Genomic DNA, 17,349 nt, shown 5'->3' with positions numbered 1-17,349 from the left:
GCGTCAAGTATAAATCATCACCGCCGGCGGTCCCGGATATCATCCAGCAGCGGCACGATGGCCAGCAACAGCAGCGCCAACGCCAGCGGCACGGTGGTGACAAAGCCGAGGTATTTGAAGCCGAAGGCGCCGGCCACGCCGCCGGCCAGGAACATCGCCAGCAGCGAGCCGAGCAGCGCCAGCCGCTGGTGGTCGGCTGTCACGCGGCCGGCGCCGGCGTCGCGGTTCCAGTAAAACAGCTTGCCCAGTTCGATGCCGATGTCGGTCACCAGCCCGGTCACATGGGTGGTGCGGATTTCCGCGCGCGAGGCCTTGGTGACGATGGCGTTCTGCAGTCCCATCACAAAGCACAGCAGCGCCACGGTGGCGGCGATGTGGCCGTGCGCCGCCAGCCGCGCGCCCAGCAGCCCGAAAGCCAGCAGCAGCGCCGCCTCCAGCAGCAACGGCAGCGCATAGCGGCTGTGCGCCGAACGACGCCGGCCCCAGTTGATGAGGATCGCCGAGGTGGCGGCGCCGAGGAAGAAGGCCGACAGCGACGCCAGCCCCGCCAGCAGCAGCGCCGTGTCGCCCAGCGCCAGGTTGTCAGCCAGCGCCGACACCACGCCCGACATGTGCGAGGTGTATTCGCCCACCGCGAAAAAACCGCCGGCGTTGACGGCGCCGGCCACGAAGGCCAGCGAACGGCCAAGGCGGCGGTTGCTGATGTCGGTGCGCTGCGGACTGGCGTAGGTGCGCAGGTAGTGCATGGGCATGGCGGACCTCCTCAGAAATCCTGGTTGGCGGGGTAGTGGCTGTAGAAGTCGTTATCCCACTTGAAATGGGTGGTCGACACCGTGATGGTGACGTCCAGCGCCTCGACGAAATGCCACCAGCCGACCGGCAGGAACAGGATCTCGCCCGGCTCCAGCACGCAGTCGATGACGGCCACGCCGGCCATCAGCGGAAAGCGCTGCAGGTCGATGTGGCGGCCGTCGACCGGCGAGAAGCAGTGGCGCTGGTTGTACATGCGCGGCGTGTCGCACGGCGCCACCAGGCGCACCCGCTTGCGGCCGGCCACCTGGATCATGAAGTTGTTGGTCAGGTCGTGGTGGAACGGCGTCACCGTGCCGGCCGGGCCAAACCAGAAAAAGCCGCTGCTGCCGGCTTGCAGGTACGCGTCCAGCGGCGGCAGGTCGCGCATCAGCTCCTGCAGGGCGGCGCGATTGTGGCCGTCGTTATTCGCGGTCATGTAGAAGTCGTTGGTGACGCCGGCATCGCGCACCAGCGCCACGTACTCGCCGAACGGCATGCGTCGCTTGTGCGACTGGCTGTTCATCTCGTAGTCCGGATCGGCGTTGCGGCCGAACTGCACCTCGACCTCGCGCTCGCCCAGCTGCGCGGCCAGGTAGTCGAATGTCCACCTGGTGGGCGCCGGGCTGTCGTCCAGCATGCCGGTGATGATCACCGGCTGGTTGCGGCGATAGTACTGGTGCAGGAAATCGTCGCCCGCCAGGCGCGCGCGGCGCGGCACCTCGGCCGGCGCCAGCTGGTTCAGGCGCGACTGGATGCCCAGCACCCAGTCGCGCTTGGCCAGCCGGTTGTGCAGGCGCGCGACGCCGCGCAGATAGGGACTGCGCAGCGCCGCCTCCACTTCCGCCCGCGCCGCCGGTTCGGCGATGCCGGACTGGACCATGATGCCGGCCAGCTGCGCCGGATGGCCGCCGAGAATCAGGTTCTCGGCGATCCAGCCGCGCCACGAATCATTGACTTCTGTCTGCGACACCGCATCCCACCTGTAGCTTGATGATCAAGCCACCAGTGTACAAGAACAGTGCGGATTGGTAAGTGATCAATACGTGGCTTCAGGCAACACCGCGCGCGCCACGCCGTCGCGGACGTCGATCAGGCGCGGGAAAAGTTTGCCAAAAGTCATCTTGTAGCAGGCCTGGCCATCCTTCCAGGCGGTCGGCAGGACCAGCAGCATCTGGAACGCGGTCGGCTCTTCGTCCAGGACAGCGAAGATCGACGGCGTGCCGGCCAGCACGATGGCTTGCAGCGGTTCGCCGGTGTCGATTTCGAGGTGGTGGCCGCGCACCGAGATTTCGTGGATGTCGCCGAGGATGGTTTGCAGGATGGCGGTGCCGACCACGCTGTCATTCTCGCGATTGACCACCAGGTTCAGGCGCAGCGAGGGACGGCCGGTGGCGGCACTGTGGACTTCATAAACGGCGGCAAATAATTGACTCATGGCATTCCTAAAATGAAGACGTGAAACACGGTCTGCACTCTAGGCCTGCCGCGGCGAATTTACCTTCCGAATACCTTCAGGTTCGTAAGCCGCTGTTTTTCAACAACTTTTACCGCTTGGGCAAAACCCAGCCAGGACGGATGTAATGGCAGGTGTAGCCGTTCGGCAGGCGCTCCAGGTAGTCCTGGTGCTCCGGCTCGGCCTCCCAGAACGGCCCTGCCGGCGCCAGTTCGGTCACCACTTTGCCCGGCCACAGGCCGGAAGCGTCGACGTCGGCGATGGTGTCTTCCGCCGTTGCCTTTTGTGCATCACCAGCATAAAAGATGGCGGAACGATAACTCGTACCGATGTCGTTGCCCTGGCGGTTGCGGGTGCTCGGATCATGAATCTGGAAGAAGAATTCCAGGATCTTGCGGTAGCTCAACACCGACGGGTCGAAGGTGATTTCAATCGCCTCGGCGTGGCTGCCGTGGTTGCGGTAGGTGGCGTTCGGCACATCGCCGCCGCTGTAACCGACGCGCGTGCTGGTGACGCCCGGAATCTTGCGGATCAGGTCTTGCATGCCCCAGAAGCATCCTCCGGCCAGAATGGCCTTTTCCGTGCTGGTCGTCGTCATAATTCGATTCCTTTCGATTAACGTTCTACCTCAAAATGGAGACAGCCCCACATTTCTTCAAGCAAGAAATCAAATTCCAACTATAATTGACAGCAGGAAAGCCAGATTCTGTGCTGCGTGACCTATCCCTGTCGCGTCTTCCCTTCCCCCGGCCTGGACCCAGCCGAACGCAACGTTTCTTTTTCGTTCACTATCATGGACCAGACCACACCCCAACGTATCTTAGTCGTCGACGACAACAGCGAAGCAGCCGACATCTCGGCTGAACTATTGGAACTGCACGGCTACCGTACCGCCGTCGCCTACAGCGGCATGACCGGCCTTGAGGCGGTACGCACCTTCGAACCCCACGCCATCCTGCTCGATCTGGGCATGCCCGGCATGGACGGCTACCAGGTGGCGGCCGCGCTGCGCGCCGTCCCGGATTTCGACCACGTCGCGCTGATTGCGTTCACCGCCTGGGGCGACGTCGTCACCCGCCAGCGGGTGATCGCCACCGGCTTTGACGAGCACGTGATCAAGCCGGCCAACCTGGACCGCATCCTCTCCGCCCTGCGCACCGCGCTCACCAAGCGCGAACGGCAGTCGGCGGTCAACGCCGCCTGACTACTTGAGCAGCACGCGGCCGAAGCCGGTATCGGTGCGTTCGCCCGTGTGCTTGCTGTCGTAGGCGAAGCGGCAGCTTTGCAGATACGCCACCGCCTCGTCGGCCAGCGCCGGCGGCTGTCCATCCGGCTCGGCCACGATGCGCACCGGCGCGCCCTCGGCGTTCACCAGGAAGCGCAGCAGGATGCCGTCCGCCCCGCTCGGATGCGGATCGGCTTCGCGGAACGCGCCAAACCGCGCCGACGGCTGGCAGCTGCCCGTCACCAGCAGCGGCCGCTCGGCCGGCGCGCCGCTTAACTTCCACACATATTGCAACGGAAACACCTGGCCAGCGCGCGCCGCCTCCAGATTGGGGCGGAACACGCATTGGGCGATGCCGGCCAATGCCGCCTCGTCCAGGATGCGCCAGCCGCTGCCCCGGGTGACGGCGGGACGCAGCACCTTGCCGTCCTGGCCGATTTCAAACTGCAGCGTGGTCTTGCCTTCGATTTCATAGCGGCGCGCCTCGGCCGGCCACTGCGGCTGCGCGCAGCTGGCCGCGCTGACAAGGTCCTTGAAGGGGGCGCCACGCGGCGCGGATTGCCCGGAGCGGCCGACAAAATTGATCGCCGCTAACACCGCGATGACTGCGGCAATGCCAGAAATTTTCATATTCATGCCGCGATCATAGCGTGCTTATCCGCCAACAGCACAGTTCGCCCCACCTGCGGGGAGCACAGACCAAGGGTTGCGCAACCAGTATTGACGCCCCGGTCCGGCCTTCCTAGACTAGGTTAAATTACGATCGTAATTAATAACCAAGAAAGTGAACTCATGAACTACACGCACAACTCCGCCCCCACCCAATTCATCGAAGCCGACGGTGTCCGCTACGCCTACCGCCGCTTCGGCGCCACCAGCGGCACGCCGGTGCTGTTTCTTTCGCACTTCCGCGCCGGCATGGACAACTGGGACCCGCTCGTGGTCGACGGCATCGCGCAGCATCATCCCGTGATCCTGTTCAACAATGCCGGCGTGGCCAGCTCGGGCGGCAAGCCGGCCGACACCGTTGCCGGCATGGCCCGGCACGTCGTCACCTTCCTGCTGGCGCTGGGGCTGGACAAGGTCGACATCCTGGGCTTCTCGCTGGGCGGCTTCGTGGCGCAGCAGGTGGCCACCGATCGCCCCGGCATGGTGCGGCGCCTGATCCTGGCTGGCACCGGCCCGCAGGGCGGCGAAGGCATGGCGGAATACATGCCGGAAGTGACGCGCCACGCGATCCAGGAAGTGCCGACGGCAGACAATTTCCTCTATCTGTTCTTCGAGCCGACCGCCAGCAGCCAGGCCGCCGGCCGCGCCTTCTGGGAACGCCGCCATCAGCGCCAGGATGCCGACACGCCATCGTCGATGGAAGCGATGGCCGCGCAGGCCGCCGCCATCGGCGCCTGGGGCGCGGTGCCGGCGACCAACCGCTACGCGCAGCTGAAGGCGATCAGCCAGCCGGTCCTGATCGCCAACGGCCACAACGACGTGATGGTGCCGAGCATTAACTCCTTCATCATGCAGCAGACCATGCCCAACGCCACCCTGATCCTGTATCCGGATTCCGGCCACGGCGCCATCTTCCAGCACAACGCGGAATTCGTCGCCCACGCCCACCTGTTCCTCGCCAAATAAGCGGCCGCCATCATGTCCTCCATCCTGTTCGAAGAATTCCGCACGCCCAAGCTGACGCTTCCCAACCGCATCGTCATGGCGCCGATGACGCGCCGTGCCAGCCCCGGCGGCGTTCCCGACGCCAATGTGGCGCGCTACTACCAGCGCCGCGCCGAAGGCGGCGTCGGCCTGATCGTCACCGAAGGCACGACTATCAACCGTCCGGCGGCGTCGGATAACGAAGCCATCCCGAATTTCCACGCACCGGCCAGCCTGGCCGGCTGGAAGCAGGTGGTCGACGCGGTGCACGCCGCCGGCGGCAAGATCGCGCCGCAGCTGTGGCACCACGGCCTGGCGCGGCGCGCCGGCAGCGGCCCGCAGCCCGAGGCGCCGTCGGAAGGGCCGTCGGCCAGCGACGCCGACCAGCACGCCATGGGCGAGGCGGACATCGCTTTCACCGTTGCCGCCTTCGCCATGGCCGCCGCCAACGCGCAGCAGCTGGGCTTTGACGCGGTGGAGCTGCACGGCGCCCACGGCTACCTGATCGACCAGTTCCTGTGGGAGCGCACCAACCGCCGCAGCGACGCCTACGGCGGCGACCTGGCCGCGCGTACCCGCTTTGCAAGCGAAGTCGTGCGCGCCGTGCGCAAGGCGGTGGGGCCGGAGTTCCCGGTGATCTTCCGCTTTTCGCAATGGAAGTCGCAGGATTACGAGGCGCGCCTGGCCAACACGCCGGCCGAACTGGAACAGCTGCTGACGCCATTGGCCGATGCCGGCGTCGACATCTTCCATGCCTCGACGCGGCGCTACTGGGAACCGGAGTTTGCCGGTTCGACGCTGAATCTCGCCGGCTGGGCGCGCAAGCTGACCGGCCTGCCGGCGATCTCGGTCGGCTCGGTCGGCCTGAGCGGCGCCGACTTCATGGCGCAGCTGCGCGGCACCTCGCAAGGCGCCGGCACCGACAGCCTTGACAAGCTGCTGCACCGCATGGAGGAAGGCGAGTTCGACCTGATCGCCATCGGCCGCGCCCTGCTGTCCGATCCGCAGTGGGCAGCCAAGGTACGCGATGGCCGCCTGCAGGAACTGCATCCCTTCGACCGTGCGGCCATGCAAACGCTGGTTTAAGCGGGAATCAGCAGCAGCTTGCCGATGCTGGCGCGGCCGGCCATCGCGATGTGCGCCTGCGCCGCATCGGCCAGCGGGTATTCCGCGCCGATGCGCACTTTCAGCACGCCGTCCTTTACCCAGTCGAACAGCTGCGCCGCGCGTTCGCGCAGCAGTGCCGGCGTGGCGATGTGGTCGCGGTAGACGCCGTAGCCAAGCTTGATGCTCTTCGGCAGGCTCATGATGTTCAGATGCTCCGGGCCACCCAGCACCGGGCCATACCAGCAGAAGGTACCGCAGCGGCGGAGGGAATCGAGCGATCCCTGGAACGTCGCCGGGCCGGAGCCGTCGTACACCACATGCACGCCTTCGCCGCCGGTGAGGCGCAGCACTTCCTGCGCGAAGTCGCCGTCGGCATCGACAATCACCTCGTCGGCGCCGGCTTCCTTGGCCGCCGCCACCTTGCCGGCAGACGACACGCGCCCGATCACGCGGCCGCCGCGATGCTTGATGATCTGCGTCAGCAACAGCCCCACGCCACCGGCCGCCGCATGCACCAGCGCGACGTCGCCCGGCTGCACCGGATAGAAGTCGGTGGCGAAGTGGCTGGCGGTCAGGCCCTGCATCATGATCGCCGCGGCGGTGCGGTCGTCGGTGCTGTCCGGAATGGGGACCAGCGCGTCGGCCGGAACCACCGCCATCTCGGCGTAGCTGCCCGGCGCATATACCCAGGCCACGCGGTCGCCCGGCGCGAAACCGCTGACGCCCTCGCCCACCTCGACCACGCGACCGGCGCCTTCCACGCCCATGCCGCGCGGGAAAGGCAGGTCGTTCCACGCCAGGCCCTGGCGCACGCCGACATCCATGAAGTTCACCCCGGCCACGCTAACCCGCACCAGCACCTGGCCGGGCGCCACGGCCGGCGCCGGACGTTCGATATATTCCAGCACCTCCGGACCGCCCAGGCGGTTATACACAACTGCTTTCATCGTTCACCTTTCATATTTGGACTAATCAGTCCAGAAAAGTGAAAGTGTAGCACGACGAAATCGTCGTGCTACTTTTTTGCTTAGGACTTGAAGAAGGCCAGCAGGTCGGCGTTGATCACGTCGGCGTGGGTGGTCGGCATGCCGTGCGGGAAGCCTGGGTAGGAGATCAGTTTGCCGTGTTTCAGCAGCTTGACCGATTTCGCGCCGCTGTTGCCGAACGGTACGATCTGGTCGTCTTCACCGTGCAGCACCAGCACCGGGATGTCCAGCGCGCGCAGGTCGTCGCTGAAGTCCACCTGGGCGAACTGGAAGATGCAATCGTAAGCAGCCTTGACGCCGCCCATCATGCCCTGGCGCCACCAGTTCTGGCGGATCGCTTCCGACACTTTCGCGCCCGGACGGTTGAAGCCGTAGAACGGCACGGTCAGGTCCATGTAGAACTGCGGACGCTTGAAGGCGGTGCCCTGGCGGATGTCGTCGAACACTTTCAGCGGCACGCCGTCCGGATTGGCGGCCGACTGCACCATGATCGGTGGCACGGCGCTGACCAGCACCGCCTTGGTGACCAGGCCCTTGCCGTGCTGGCGCACGTAGCGGGCCACTTCACCGCCGCCGGTCGAGTGACCGACGTGGATGGCTTTCTTGATTTTCAGCGCGGCGACCACGGCGGCCACGTCGGCGCTGTAGGTGTCCATATCGTTGCCGGTGTCGGTCTGGGTCGAACGGCCGTGACCGCGACGGTCGTGGGCGATGACGCGGTAGCCGTGCTGCAGGAAGAACATCATCTGCGCGTCCCAGTCATCGGAAGTCAGCGGCCAACCGTGGTGGAACCAGACCACCGGACCGTCTTTCGGACCCCAGTCCTTGTAGAAAATCTGCGTACCGTCTTTGACTGTAACGAAACCGCTGTCCATATTGAAAGCTCCTTGGTGTTGTGAGGTGGAAGATGCGCCAGCTGCAAGCGCAGGCATGCCCGCGGCGGCGGCGGCTACTGCGCCCAGGCCGCCGACGATGGCCGAACGGCGGGAAGCGCTGACGTCGGATGTGGTCTTGTCGGAATTCACTTGATACTCCCTGTTGGTTTGTGATCGATGATGGCTCGCCCAACCCACATTGAAACCCAAATCAGCGCCCTTGGTAACCCGCCTAAAGGTAGGCAATCTTGTACCTCTAGCTACGCAATTGCGCGTATCGCGGCCACCAGCTTGTCCAGGTCGGCGGTGCGGGTGAACAGGCCGGGCGTGACGCGGATGCAGGCGCCGCCCACCGGCCCCTTGCGCGCCACCGTGAAGATCCGGTATTGCTCCACCAGCCGGTTCACCAGCGCCGTGTTCTGCTCGAACGTGGTGTGACCGCGCAGGCGGAACGAGGTGACGGCGCCGTAGCTGCCGGCGTCGTCCGGCGTCAGGATCTGCACGCCGTCGTGGCCGCGCAGCTGGCGCACCCAGTAGTCGCGCAGTGCGCGCAGGCGGCGGCCGCGGTTGGCGACGCCGATCTCGTCGTGCAGCTTGAGGGCGGCCGGCACCGTCATCAGGGCAGCGGCGTTGAAGGTGCCCGAATGCACCCGCGAGCGGGTGTCTGTGACGGCATAATCCTCGTCGCCGCGTTCGACGCCGATGTCCGCCAGCCGCTCCTTGCGGATGTACAGGAAGCCCGTACCTAAAGGGGCACCGACCCACTTGTGCAGATTGGCGCCGATGAAATCCGCGCCCAGATCCGGCAGCTTGTAGTCCAGCTGCCCCCACGACTGCGCCACGTCCAGGATCACATCGACGCCGCGCGACTTGGCGAGCTGGATGATCTCCTTCACCGGCAGCACAAAGCCAGTGCGGTGGTTGATGTGGGTGAGCAGCAGCAGGCGCGTGCGCGGATTCTGGCGCAGCGCCTTTTCGTAGACGTCGATGGCGGCCTGGCGGTTGACCGGTTCCGGTATCCGCACCAGCGCCACCTTGGCGCCGCTGCGCCCGGCCAGGTCGTTCATGGCGTACTGCATGGCGTCGTAATCGAGGTCGGCGTACATGAGGGTGTCGCCGCGCTTGAGCAGGCGGTAATTGCAGATCAGGTTTTGCAGCGATTCGGTGGCGCCGCGCGTGATGGCCAGTTCTTCCGCCGCCACGCCGGTGTGCGCCGCCAGCAGGGCGCGCAGCTGCTCCATGCCGGCGCGGTCGAACTCGCGCCGCAGGTGAAAGGAGTTGTAGCGGTTCAGGTAATCGATATTGCGCTTGAAGTCTTCCAGCACCGGCCGCGCCATGATGCCGTAGTAGGCGTTTTCCAGATTGGTGATGTCACTAGCGATATCGTAGCTCTGGGCGATGGCGTCCCAGTCCGCCTCCGACGATGGCGCCGCATATGTCACGCCCGACGCCGCCAGCGCCGTGGCGCCCAACAGCCTGCGCCGGCTCGCTTGAAATCGATCCATCCCCGCCTCCAGAAGTTGATATCGCGTTCCAGTATAGATTGAAGTGGTCGCCAAACGCCGTTTGCGTGATCGGTGCATAATGCGTGACGGAAACTCATTCAAGGAGCGTTGCATGACGGTAGTCACACGCCGCCGGGCGCTGGCCACGATCGGCGCCCTGCCCTTGCTATCCGTGGCCGCGGCGCCGCGCCAGCCGCTGCGCCTGACCACCGTGAACCTGATGCCGTGGGCCGGCATTGATGCGCACGGCCAGCCGTTCGGCGCACTGATCGACCTGACCGCCCAGATGGCGCAGTTGAGCGGCTTGCCGATCACGCCCATTCCGGTGCCGTACGGCCGCGCGCCTTACATGTTGCGCAGCGGCGGCTCGGACCTGATGCTGTCGATCGACATCAGCCCAACGGGCGGCACGGCGATCGAGCACGTGGGCACGGTCGAGATCATGATCGTGGGCCGCGACAAGTTCCGCTACGAACGCCTGAACGACCTGCATGGCAAAACCGTCGGCCACCTGCGCCACGCCACCTACAGTCCCGAGCTGGAAGCCGACCAATCGATCCGCAAGCACGCCTTCGACAGCTACGAGCAAGGCGTGCGCATGCTGCTGGCCGGGCGCTTCGACGCCATGATAGGCGTGGGCGACAGCATCGAATACGCGCTGTCCAGATCCGGTGGCGCCGTCAGCCAGCGCTACGTGCTGGCGCGCGGCAGGATCGGCCTGTACGCCGATGCCTCGGTCGGCGCGGGCGCGACGGCGGCGCTGCAAAACGCCTGCAAGCAGCTGCGCCAGAAGCACGTGATGGATACGCTGCTGAAACGGCCGTCTCAGCGCCGGTAAAACTGCCTGACCAATTCGGTGAAATTCTTCACCGTGACCGACTTGTCGCGCGGCCGCGTAATCAGCGCGATCGCCGTGCCCAGATCCTTGTTGCTGATGTCCTGGTAGGTGACGCCCTCCGAGCGGAACTGCCCGATCGATTCCGGAATGATGGCCACGCCGAAGCCGGCCGCCACCATGTTTACGCCGGACGAAATCTGCGGCGACTCCATTTCAATCTTCGGCGAAAAGCCCACCGCGCGGCAGGCGCTGATGATGGCGTCGTACAGCTCGGGATTGATGGCGCGCGGGTACAGGATGAAGGGGTCGGCGGCCAGCTGCTTCAGGTCGACGCTGCGGCGGCGGCCCATGGCATGGCCGCTCGGCAGCACCGCGATCATCTTTTCCTGCACCAGCGGCGTGACGGTCAGGTCGCCGCAATCGAGCGGCAGGCGGATCATGGCGCAATCGACCTCGGCGTCGGCCATCTTGCCCAGCAGCGCGGCGCTGTTGCTTTCCTCGGTGCGGATCTTCACGCCGGGATAGCGCTCGCGGAAGCTGCGCAGCAGGCGCGCCACGGTCGGATGGAACACGGTGGAACCGGCAAAGCCAATGGTCAGCTGGCCGCTCTCGCCGCGCGCCGCCATCTTCACGTGTTCCAGCGCGTCGTTGGCGTCTTCCAGCACGCGCTGCGCGCGCTCCTTGAAGATGGCGCCAGCCTCGGTCAGCTCCACCCGGCGCGGATGGCGGATGAACAGCTTGGTGCCGATCTCCCGTTCCAGCTTGATGATCTGCTGGCTCAGCGGCGGCTGCGCAATCCCCAGCCGCTCCGCCGCCACGGTGAAGTGCAGATGCTCGGCCACGGCCAGGAAGTAGCGTAGCTGGCGAAATTCCATGCTGGTCCTTTCATTTCAAAATACGCGATGGAAACGCGTATCGATATCTTTTTCGTCTTGAAGAGACTACCACGAAATATTGGATTCGCGGCCGGCAGTCTCTTAAGCTGTACAGCATGATGCTCAAATCGCTCCTCGCCCACGCCACCGACAAGGCCAACCTGCTGGAAGGGATGCGCGCGGCCTCGGCCTCCGCCATCATGCTGCTGTTGGGCTGCGCGCTGCACGCGCCGGATTTCGCCTGGGCCGCGATTGGCGCCTTCTGGACCTCGCTGGCCACCGCGTCGGACACGGCGCGCAACCGGCTGGCGTCGATGCTGTCCTTCGCCGGGCTGTCGACGCTGGCCGGCGGCCTGACGACGTACGCGGCCAGCTTCGGCATCGCCAGCGGCGCGCTGGCGATTTTGGTTGCGGTGACGGCGGCCGGCCTGACGCGCATCTGGGGCGCCAAGGCGTATCAGGTGGCGATCCTGGCCGCCACCGCCTGCGTGGTGATGGTGGACCGGCCATGGCACGGCGGCGCCGGCGGCATGGCCTATCTGGGCGTGTACCTGTTCGGCTGCCTGTTCGCCACGGCGCTGAGCATGTTGATCTGGCAGATCCGCCCGTTCGAACGCGAACAGCACAGCACCACCTGGCAGCAGGCGCTGGTGCGAACGCTGCACGAGGCGGCGAAGACGCTGCGCGATCACGCCTCGCTGTCGAGCGACGGCGCACATTTCGCGCTGCGCCTCGGCATCGCCACCACCGTGGCCTACCTGACCGTGCACCTGCTGCACCTGCCGTACGGCTACTGGGCCACCATGGCGGTGCTGCTGGTGTTGCAACCGTCCGCCGCCGGCACCTGGCCGCGCAGCGTGGAACGCGCGCTGGGCACCGTGGTGGGCACCATCATCGCCGTCGCCATCAGCGGACTGGCGCAGTCGCCGCTGGCGATTGCCGTGGCGGTATTCCCGCTGATCGGTTTGACGATGGCCTTGCGGCCGCTGGGCTACGGCGTCTTCGTCGCCTTCCTGACGCCATCCTTCGTGCTGGTGGCTGACTACGCGATGCCGGTCATCGACGAATACAACTACGTGCTGGCGCGGCTGGAAAACAACCTGCTGGGCAGCGCCATCGCCGTGGCGGCGACGCTGATCCTGTGGCCACTGACGGAGCGCCTGCGTAGAAAGCAGGTCAACTGATTACGCCGCTTTCGGTTGGGCCTCGTCCGGGCCAGGGATATTCAACTGATGCGTTGCAGCCCACGCCGAAGCCAGATTGCTATAGTCTATAAACGTCAACTCGTGCGGCTGGCACCGCACCTTCATGCACAACGCTGGCAGCTCCGCCTTGAATTGCTCATACCGGTCCGCGATGTAGGCGCCGCCCGGCAACGGCGAGGCTCCCTTCAATTCGCTATGCAGCCAGTCGCGCACGCATTTGATCACCATCCGCTCGGAATTATTGTGCGAGCGGATATCCTGGCCGGCAATGTCCGATATATATTTTTGATACCGATACTGTTCCTTGTCCAGGATCAGCAAGCTCTTGTCCTTCACGCGCCGTGGGCCATAGGACATCGCACCGATGAACAAACCAAGTTCAAGCGGCATATTAAAACGCGGCAGGTTGTTCACCATATCCAGTTCGGTGCGCGAGATGTCGTGTATGCCAAACCTGGCTTCCTCGATCAATTTCTTGATCTTCTCAAACCGGTAGTCATGGCCGTTGGCGGACTCAAGCGCGCAGCGTGGACGAAAGCCGCAATCGTAGATAGCAAAAACGATGGCGTTGCGCAGGCTGCTAAATTCGGCATCAAACGGGCAATTGATGAAGACGTCGTTGTGTGCCATTAAGGTCTCTTGTTGTCATTTTTGTTCATGATGGACATTACCGCCAGGCGTGCCTCTGCGCGGCTGAAGGAACCGGTGGCAGGTGCAGGCTTCACTACCCGCGTGGCGGTTGATGCTGATTGCATCCTCGCTTGTTGGCTGGCTGAAAATTGACCGATGCGGGCCGATCGTCCCGCGCCTTTTTCATTTACCTTGGTCATGTCACACCTCCAATCCTCTGCAAGAGTCCTATGCTGCGCCGCTGGCAAAGCGAGAGGTTTGAGGCAGATCAATCGGATCAGTCGACGTCACGACCACTCAACGCATAGTGTTGACGATGCGCTTGGCGTCGCGTGCCGGCACCTGGCCGAATTCGCGGGTGTATTCGCGGCTGAACTGGGTGGGGCTTTGATAGCCGACCTCGTGCGCGGCGGCGGTGACGCTGTAGCCGGCCGCCACCAGCAAGCTGCGCGCGCTGAGCAGGCGAATCTGCTTCTGGTATTGCAGCGGACTGAGTGCCGTTACCGACTTGAAATGGCGGTGGAAGGCCGATACGCTCATCGCCGCGCTGTCGGCCAGATCGTCCACGCGCAGCGGCAACGCATAGTCGCGCCGGATCTGCTGGATGGTCTGGTTGACGCGCGCCAGGGCGGAATCCGGCAGGGCGATATCGCGCAGCATCCATCCCATCGGGCCTTGCAACACGCGGTAGAGAATCTCGCGCTCGTAGACCGGCGCCAGCGCGGGGATGTCGTCCGGTTGCCGCATCAGGCGCAGCATGCGCAGCCACGCATCCAGCAACTCCGGCGTGACCGCTGCGACTGAAAACGCCGACTCCTCCTTGTTGAGCCGCTTTGCAGTATCAGGCAGGTCGCCCAGCAGGTTCGCAATCCTTCCGGCTTCCAGCGTCAGGCTGACGGCAAGATAGGGCTCGCCGCTGGCTGCAGCGTGGACCGCGCCAGCCGCAGGCAATCCCACCGACATGACGAAATACGTCGCCGGATCGAAATGCAGCGTCCTGCCGCCCACCGTCATCGACTTTCCGCCTTGTAGTATCAGATTAATCATCGGATCGTAGACAGCGGCCAGCTGATGCTCCGGAATCGCGCCCTGCACCATCGCGACACGCGGAATGCCGGTCTCGGTGCGCCGGTTCTCGGCATGCGCCGCCAGCATGCGCAGTTCTTTTAACTGTTTCTCCATGCATGCATTAAACCCCGGCTCCAGGCCTCGTCGCAACACAAAAGCAGAAATAGGCAGGATTGCGCCATGAAACGACGCGCCCGTACCGGCATGGATGACTACCATGGAGGCTCTTTCAACGCACATCGGAGTCACACATGAACAGGGTCATCATCACTGGCGGCAGCCGCGGCATCGGCGCCAGCACCGCACTGGAATGCGCGCGGCGCGGACTGGGCGTCATCCTCACCTACAACAACCAGGCGGCCAAGGCGGACGAGGTGGTCCGCCAGATCATCGCCATCGGCGGCAGGGCCGCCGCGCTGCAACTCGACGTCGGCGACACGCACAGCTTCGCCGGCTTTCGCAGCGACGTCGAACGCACCCTGGGCAACGATCAACTCAGCGGCCTGGTGAACAACGCCGGCTATGGCTTGTTCAACCCGATTGCCAATGTCACCGAAGCCGAATTCGATGGTCTGATGAACGTGCACCTGAAAGGCCCGTTCTTCCTCACACAAGAGCTGCTGCCGCTGATGACGCCGGGCGCCAGCATCGTCAACCTGACCAGCGCCACAACGCGCGTGGCGACGGCCGGCGTGGCGCCCTACGCCGCTTTCAAGGGTGGCCTGGAAGTGCTGACGCGCTACATGGCCAAGGAATTCGGCGAACAACGCATCCGCGTCAATGCCGTCTCGCCCGGCGCGATCCGCACCGAACTCGGCGGAGGATTGAATGATGAATTCGAAACCCTGCTGGCCGGCCAGACCGCGCTCGGCCGCGTCGGCGAACCGGAGGAAGTGGCGCGCGTGATCGCCACGCTGCTGACCGAAGACGGCGGCTGGATCAACGCTCAAACCATCGAAGTAGCCGGCGGCTACCGCATCTGACCATGGCCACCGAAGCAATGGAAATCACCACCTTTTACCTGATCGACGGTGTGACGATGAAAGACTTCATCGCCGCCAACGCCGACGTAGACGAGTGGCTGCAACGCCAAACAGGCTTCATCCTGCGCCGCATGTGCCAGGGCACGGATGGCCTGGTGACCGATATGCTGCTGTGGCAGTCCGCCAAGGATGGCGAACGCGCCGCCCGAGGCGTCGTCACCGAACTGGCCGGCTCGCCGGTGCACGCGGCGATCGACCAGGCCACGGTGAACTGGTCGGTGAACACCTGCCGGCATCGGCTACCGCTCAGCGCATGATGAAACCACCATCCACGGAAATCGACTGCCCGGTGACGAAGCTGGCGGCGTCGCTGCACAGGAACAGCACCACGTTGGCGATTTCCTCGGCGCGGCCGTAGCGGCCCATCGGCACGCTTTTCAGCAGGCCTTCCAGCGCCTCGCCCTGGCCGGCGGCGATCATCTGGTCGGACATCGCGGTCCAGATCAAGCCAGGGCAGACGGCGTTGATGCGGACGCCGCGCGCCGCGTACTCCAGCGCCGCGCTTTTGGTCAAACCGAGCACGCCATGCTTGGCCGCGTGATAGGTGCCACGCTCGGCGCCGCCCACCAGACCACCCAGCGACGAACAGTTGACGATGGCGCCGCTGCCCTGCTTGCGCATCTGCTGCAACTCGAACTTCATGCTGCTCCACACGCCGCGCAGATTGATCGACATGACGCGGTCGTAGTCGTCGCGCGGCGCGTCGGCGGTGTCGGCCAGCACGTTCTGCACGCCGGCGTTGTTGTAGGCAAAGTCCAGCCTGCCGAAGGTGGCTACAGTCTGCGCGACCATGGCTTCCACCTGCGCATCATCCGCGACGTCGCAACGGATGGCCAGCGTCTGGCCGCCCAGCGCGGCCACTTCCGCAGTGGCGGCGGCCAGCGTGTCTTCGTGCCAGTCGGCCAGCACCACCGAGGCGCCGGCCCGCGCAAACGCCTTCGCGGCGGCCAGGCCGAGACCGGACGCAGCGCCCGTAACCAGCGCAACCTGGTTTTCAAAAGAGAATTTCATGAGGGACTTCCTTCAGCAGAATTGAGTGAGAACAGCACAGGAAGCAATGTACCGAAGCGGCATTCATGCGAATAGATGGTAATCTTCGCAAACTGATATGCACCGGATTCATATATGGCCCGTATAGACCTCAACAATCTGTCTGCCTTCCTCGCCGTTGCGCGCGAACGCAGCTTTACGCGCGCGGCGGCGCAACTGGGCGTATCACAATCCGCGTTGAGTCACACGATACGGGGGCTGGAGGAGAAACTCGGCATACGCCTGCTGACGCGCACCACGCGCGGCGTGTCGCCCACCGAGGCCGGCGAGCGGCTGCTGGCCAACATCGGCCCCTACTATGAAGGCATCCATGCGGAGCTGGAAGCGCTGACGGCGCTGCGCGACAAACCGTCCGGCACCGTGCGCATCAGCGCGCACGACCATGCGGCCAGCACCATCCTGTGGCCGAAGCTGGCCAAGCTGCTGCCGGAGTACCCTGAACTGAAGGTGGAAATCTCGATCAGCTACGGCATGATCGACATTGTTGCCGAACGCTGCGATGCCGGCGTGCGCCTGGGCGACCGCGTGGCCAAGGACATGATCGCCGTGCGCATCGCGCCGGACATGCGCATGATCGTGGTCGGCGCGCCCGCCTACTTCGCCGCAAAAGGCAAACCGCTGGTGCCGCAAGACCTCACCAGCCACAACTGCGCCAACCTGCGCCTGCCGACCTACGGCGGCCTGTATGCCTGGGAGTTCGAGAAGGATGGGCAGCCTATGCAGGTGCAAGTCAGCGGCCAGATGATTTTCAACACCACGCCGCAGATGCTGACGGCGGCGCTGGACGGCAGCGGCCTCGCCTACGTGCCGGAAGACATGGTGCAACAACACTTGGCGGACGGCACGCTGGAGCAGGTGCTGGACGACTGGTGCCAGCCCTTCCCCGGCTATCACCTCTACTACCCGAGCCGCCGGCAGGCCTCGCCGGCTTTCTCATTGGTAGTGGATGCGCTGCGCTACCAGCCGCAGATTCGTTAAAATTTTTGAACCATTTCAAAGTTATCAGGAATATACGGCTTGCGTGCCCAGGCCCGCTTCCCATAA

Annotated in this window: 21 protein-coding genes; 8 read left to right on the top strand and 13 right to left on the bottom strand. The window is 64.7% G+C overall.

Translation table 11 applies throughout. The annotated features are described in order from the left end of the window. Positions 1-17: 17 nt before the first annotated feature. The 4 genes from GJ698_RS03090 to msrA form a co-directional block, all read right to left on the bottom strand. Positions 18-752 carry a YoaK family protein gene (locus GJ698_RS03090; RefSeq protein ID WP_154356096.1) on the bottom strand — a complete coding sequence of 245 codons (735 nt, stop codon included), beginning with the start codon at positions 750-752 and terminating at the stop codon, positions 18-20. Between the two features lie 11 nt (positions 753-763). After that, positions 764-1,762 carry a cupin-like domain-containing protein gene (locus GJ698_RS03085; RefSeq protein ID WP_371865108.1) on the bottom strand — a complete coding sequence of 333 codons (999 nt, stop codon included), beginning with the start codon at positions 1,760-1,762 and terminating at the stop codon, positions 764-766. A 66-nt stretch (positions 1,763-1,828) separates the two neighbouring features. After that, on the bottom strand, positions 1,829-2,227 hold the full coding sequence (locus GJ698_RS03080) for a DUF1842 domain-containing protein (RefSeq protein ID WP_154356095.1): 399 nt from the start codon (positions 2,225-2,227) through the stop codon (positions 1,829-1,831). Positions 2,228-2,336: 109 nt separating this feature from the next. After that, entirely contained in the window at positions 2,337-2,843 is a 507-nt protein-coding gene (msrA, locus tag GJ698_RS03075) for a peptide-methionine (S)-S-oxide reductase MsrA (protein ID WP_154356094.1), read from the bottom strand. A gap of 195 nt (positions 2,844-3,038) precedes the next feature. On the opposite strand from msrA, the gene GJ698_RS03070 reads away from it, so the two are divergent. Continuing rightward, positions 3,039-3,449, top strand: coding sequence for a response regulator (locus tag GJ698_RS03070; protein WP_154356093.1), 411 nt, complete (start codon positions 3,039-3,041; stop codon positions 3,447-3,449). Here the strand turns inward: GJ698_RS03070 and GJ698_RS03065 are convergent, their stop codons facing one another. Then, positions 3,450-4,106 carry an energy transducer TonB gene (locus GJ698_RS03065; RefSeq protein ID WP_154356092.1) on the bottom strand — a complete coding sequence of 219 codons (657 nt, stop codon included), beginning with the start codon at positions 4,104-4,106 and terminating at the stop codon, positions 3,450-3,452. It abuts the gene before it with no gap. A 156-nt stretch (positions 4,107-4,262) separates the two neighbouring features. Here GJ698_RS03065 and GJ698_RS03060 point away from each other — a divergent pair, with 156 nt between their 5' ends. Together GJ698_RS03060 and GJ698_RS03055 are read left to right on the top strand one after the other, a co-directional pair. Then, positions 4,263-5,105 carry an alpha/beta fold hydrolase gene (locus GJ698_RS03060; protein WP_154356091.1) on the top strand — a complete coding sequence of 281 codons (843 nt, stop codon included), beginning with the start codon at positions 4,263-4,265 and terminating at the stop codon, positions 5,103-5,105. 12 nt (positions 5,106-5,117) lie between these two features. Then, entirely contained in the window at positions 5,118-6,209 is a 1,092-nt protein-coding gene (locus GJ698_RS03055) for an NADH:flavin oxidoreductase (protein WP_154356090.1), read from the top strand. On the opposite strand, the gene GJ698_RS03050 is transcribed toward GJ698_RS03055, so the two are convergent. The 3 genes from GJ698_RS03050 to GJ698_RS03040 form a co-directional block, all read right to left on the bottom strand. After that, complete coding sequence (locus GJ698_RS03050) at positions 6,206-7,177, bottom strand: quinone oxidoreductase family protein (RefSeq protein WP_154356089.1); 972 nt, start codon at positions 7,175-7,177, stop codon at positions 6,206-6,208. The genes GJ698_RS03055 and GJ698_RS03050 overlap by 4 nt on opposite strands. Positions 7,178-7,257: 80 nt before the next feature. Next, complete coding sequence (locus GJ698_RS03045; protein ID WP_208023769.1) at positions 7,258-8,091, bottom strand: alpha/beta fold hydrolase; 834 nt, start codon at positions 8,089-8,091, stop codon at positions 7,258-7,260. A gap of 260 nt (positions 8,092-8,351) precedes the next feature. Beyond that, on the bottom strand, positions 8,352-9,596 hold the full coding sequence (locus GJ698_RS03040) for an aminotransferase class V-fold PLP-dependent enzyme (RefSeq protein WP_154356088.1): 1,245 nt from the start codon (positions 9,594-9,596) through the stop codon (positions 8,352-8,354). 112 nt (positions 9,597-9,708) lie between these two features. Between GJ698_RS03040 and GJ698_RS03035 the strand changes: the two genes are divergently transcribed. Further along, on the top strand, positions 9,709-10,434 hold the full coding sequence (locus tag GJ698_RS03035) for a substrate-binding periplasmic protein (protein ID WP_166454795.1): 726 nt from the start codon (positions 9,709-9,711) through the stop codon (positions 10,432-10,434). Here GJ698_RS03035 and GJ698_RS03030 read toward each other — a convergent pair. Further along, a complete protein-coding gene (locus tag GJ698_RS03030) occupies positions 10,422-11,309 on the bottom strand; it encodes a LysR family transcriptional regulator (protein ID WP_154356086.1) in 888 nt (295 codons plus the stop codon). The genes GJ698_RS03035 and GJ698_RS03030 overlap by 13 nt on opposite strands. Before the next feature lie 116 nt (positions 11,310-11,425). Here GJ698_RS03030 and GJ698_RS03025 point away from each other — a divergent pair, with 116 nt between their 5' ends. Further along, complete coding sequence (locus GJ698_RS03025) at positions 11,426-12,493, top strand: FUSC family protein (protein ID WP_154356085.1); 1,068 nt, start codon at positions 11,426-11,428, stop codon at positions 12,491-12,493. Here GJ698_RS03025 and GJ698_RS03020 read toward each other — a convergent pair whose 3' ends face one another. The 3 genes from GJ698_RS03020 to GJ698_RS03010 form a co-directional block, all read right to left on the bottom strand. After that, positions 12,494-13,144: a hypothetical protein gene (locus tag GJ698_RS03020; RefSeq protein WP_154356084.1), complete on the bottom strand. Its 651-nt coding sequence runs from the start codon at positions 13,142-13,144 to the stop codon at positions 12,494-12,496. Beyond that, positions 13,144-13,344 carry a hypothetical protein gene (locus GJ698_RS03015; protein WP_154356083.1) on the bottom strand — a complete coding sequence of 67 codons (201 nt, stop codon included), beginning with the start codon at positions 13,342-13,344 and terminating at the stop codon, positions 13,144-13,146. The genes GJ698_RS03020 and GJ698_RS03015 overlap by 1 nt, the downstream gene beginning before the upstream one ends. Before the next feature lie 97 nt (positions 13,345-13,441). After that, positions 13,442-14,326, bottom strand: coding sequence for an AraC family transcriptional regulator (locus GJ698_RS03010; protein WP_154356082.1), 885 nt, complete (start codon positions 14,324-14,326; stop codon positions 13,442-13,444). A gap of 137 nt (positions 14,327-14,463) precedes the next feature. Here GJ698_RS03010 and GJ698_RS03005 point away from each other — a divergent pair, with 137 nt between their 5' ends. Both GJ698_RS03005 and GJ698_RS03000 read left to right on the top strand, forming a co-directional pair. Beyond that, positions 14,464-15,195: an SDR family NAD(P)-dependent oxidoreductase gene (locus tag GJ698_RS03005; RefSeq protein WP_154356081.1), complete on the top strand. Its 732-nt coding sequence runs from the start codon at positions 14,464-14,466 to the stop codon at positions 15,193-15,195. Between the two features lie 2 nt (positions 15,196-15,197). Continuing rightward, a complete protein-coding gene (locus tag GJ698_RS03000) occupies positions 15,198-15,512 on the top strand; it encodes a hypothetical protein (protein WP_154356080.1) in 315 nt (104 codons plus the stop codon). Here GJ698_RS03000 and GJ698_RS02995 read toward each other — a convergent pair. Then, a complete protein-coding gene (locus GJ698_RS02995; RefSeq protein WP_154356079.1) occupies positions 15,502-16,266 on the bottom strand; it encodes a glucose 1-dehydrogenase in 765 nt (254 codons plus the stop codon). The two genes, GJ698_RS03000 and GJ698_RS02995, sit on opposite strands and share 11 nt — an antisense overlap. Before the next feature lie 114 nt (positions 16,267-16,380). Here GJ698_RS02995 and GJ698_RS02990 point away from each other — a divergent pair, with 114 nt between their 5' ends. Further along, complete coding sequence (locus GJ698_RS02990; RefSeq protein WP_154356078.1) at positions 16,381-17,283, top strand: LysR family transcriptional regulator; 903 nt, start codon at positions 16,381-16,383, stop codon at positions 17,281-17,283. Positions 17,284-17,349: the final 66 nt, after the last annotated feature.

The sequence above is a fragment of the Duganella aquatilis genome (assembly GCF_009674565.1).
Lineage (GTDB): Bacteria > Pseudomonadota > Gammaproteobacteria > Burkholderiales > Burkholderiaceae_D > Rugamonas > Rugamonas aquatilis.
This window is presented reverse-complemented; position numbering and strand designations above follow the sequence as displayed.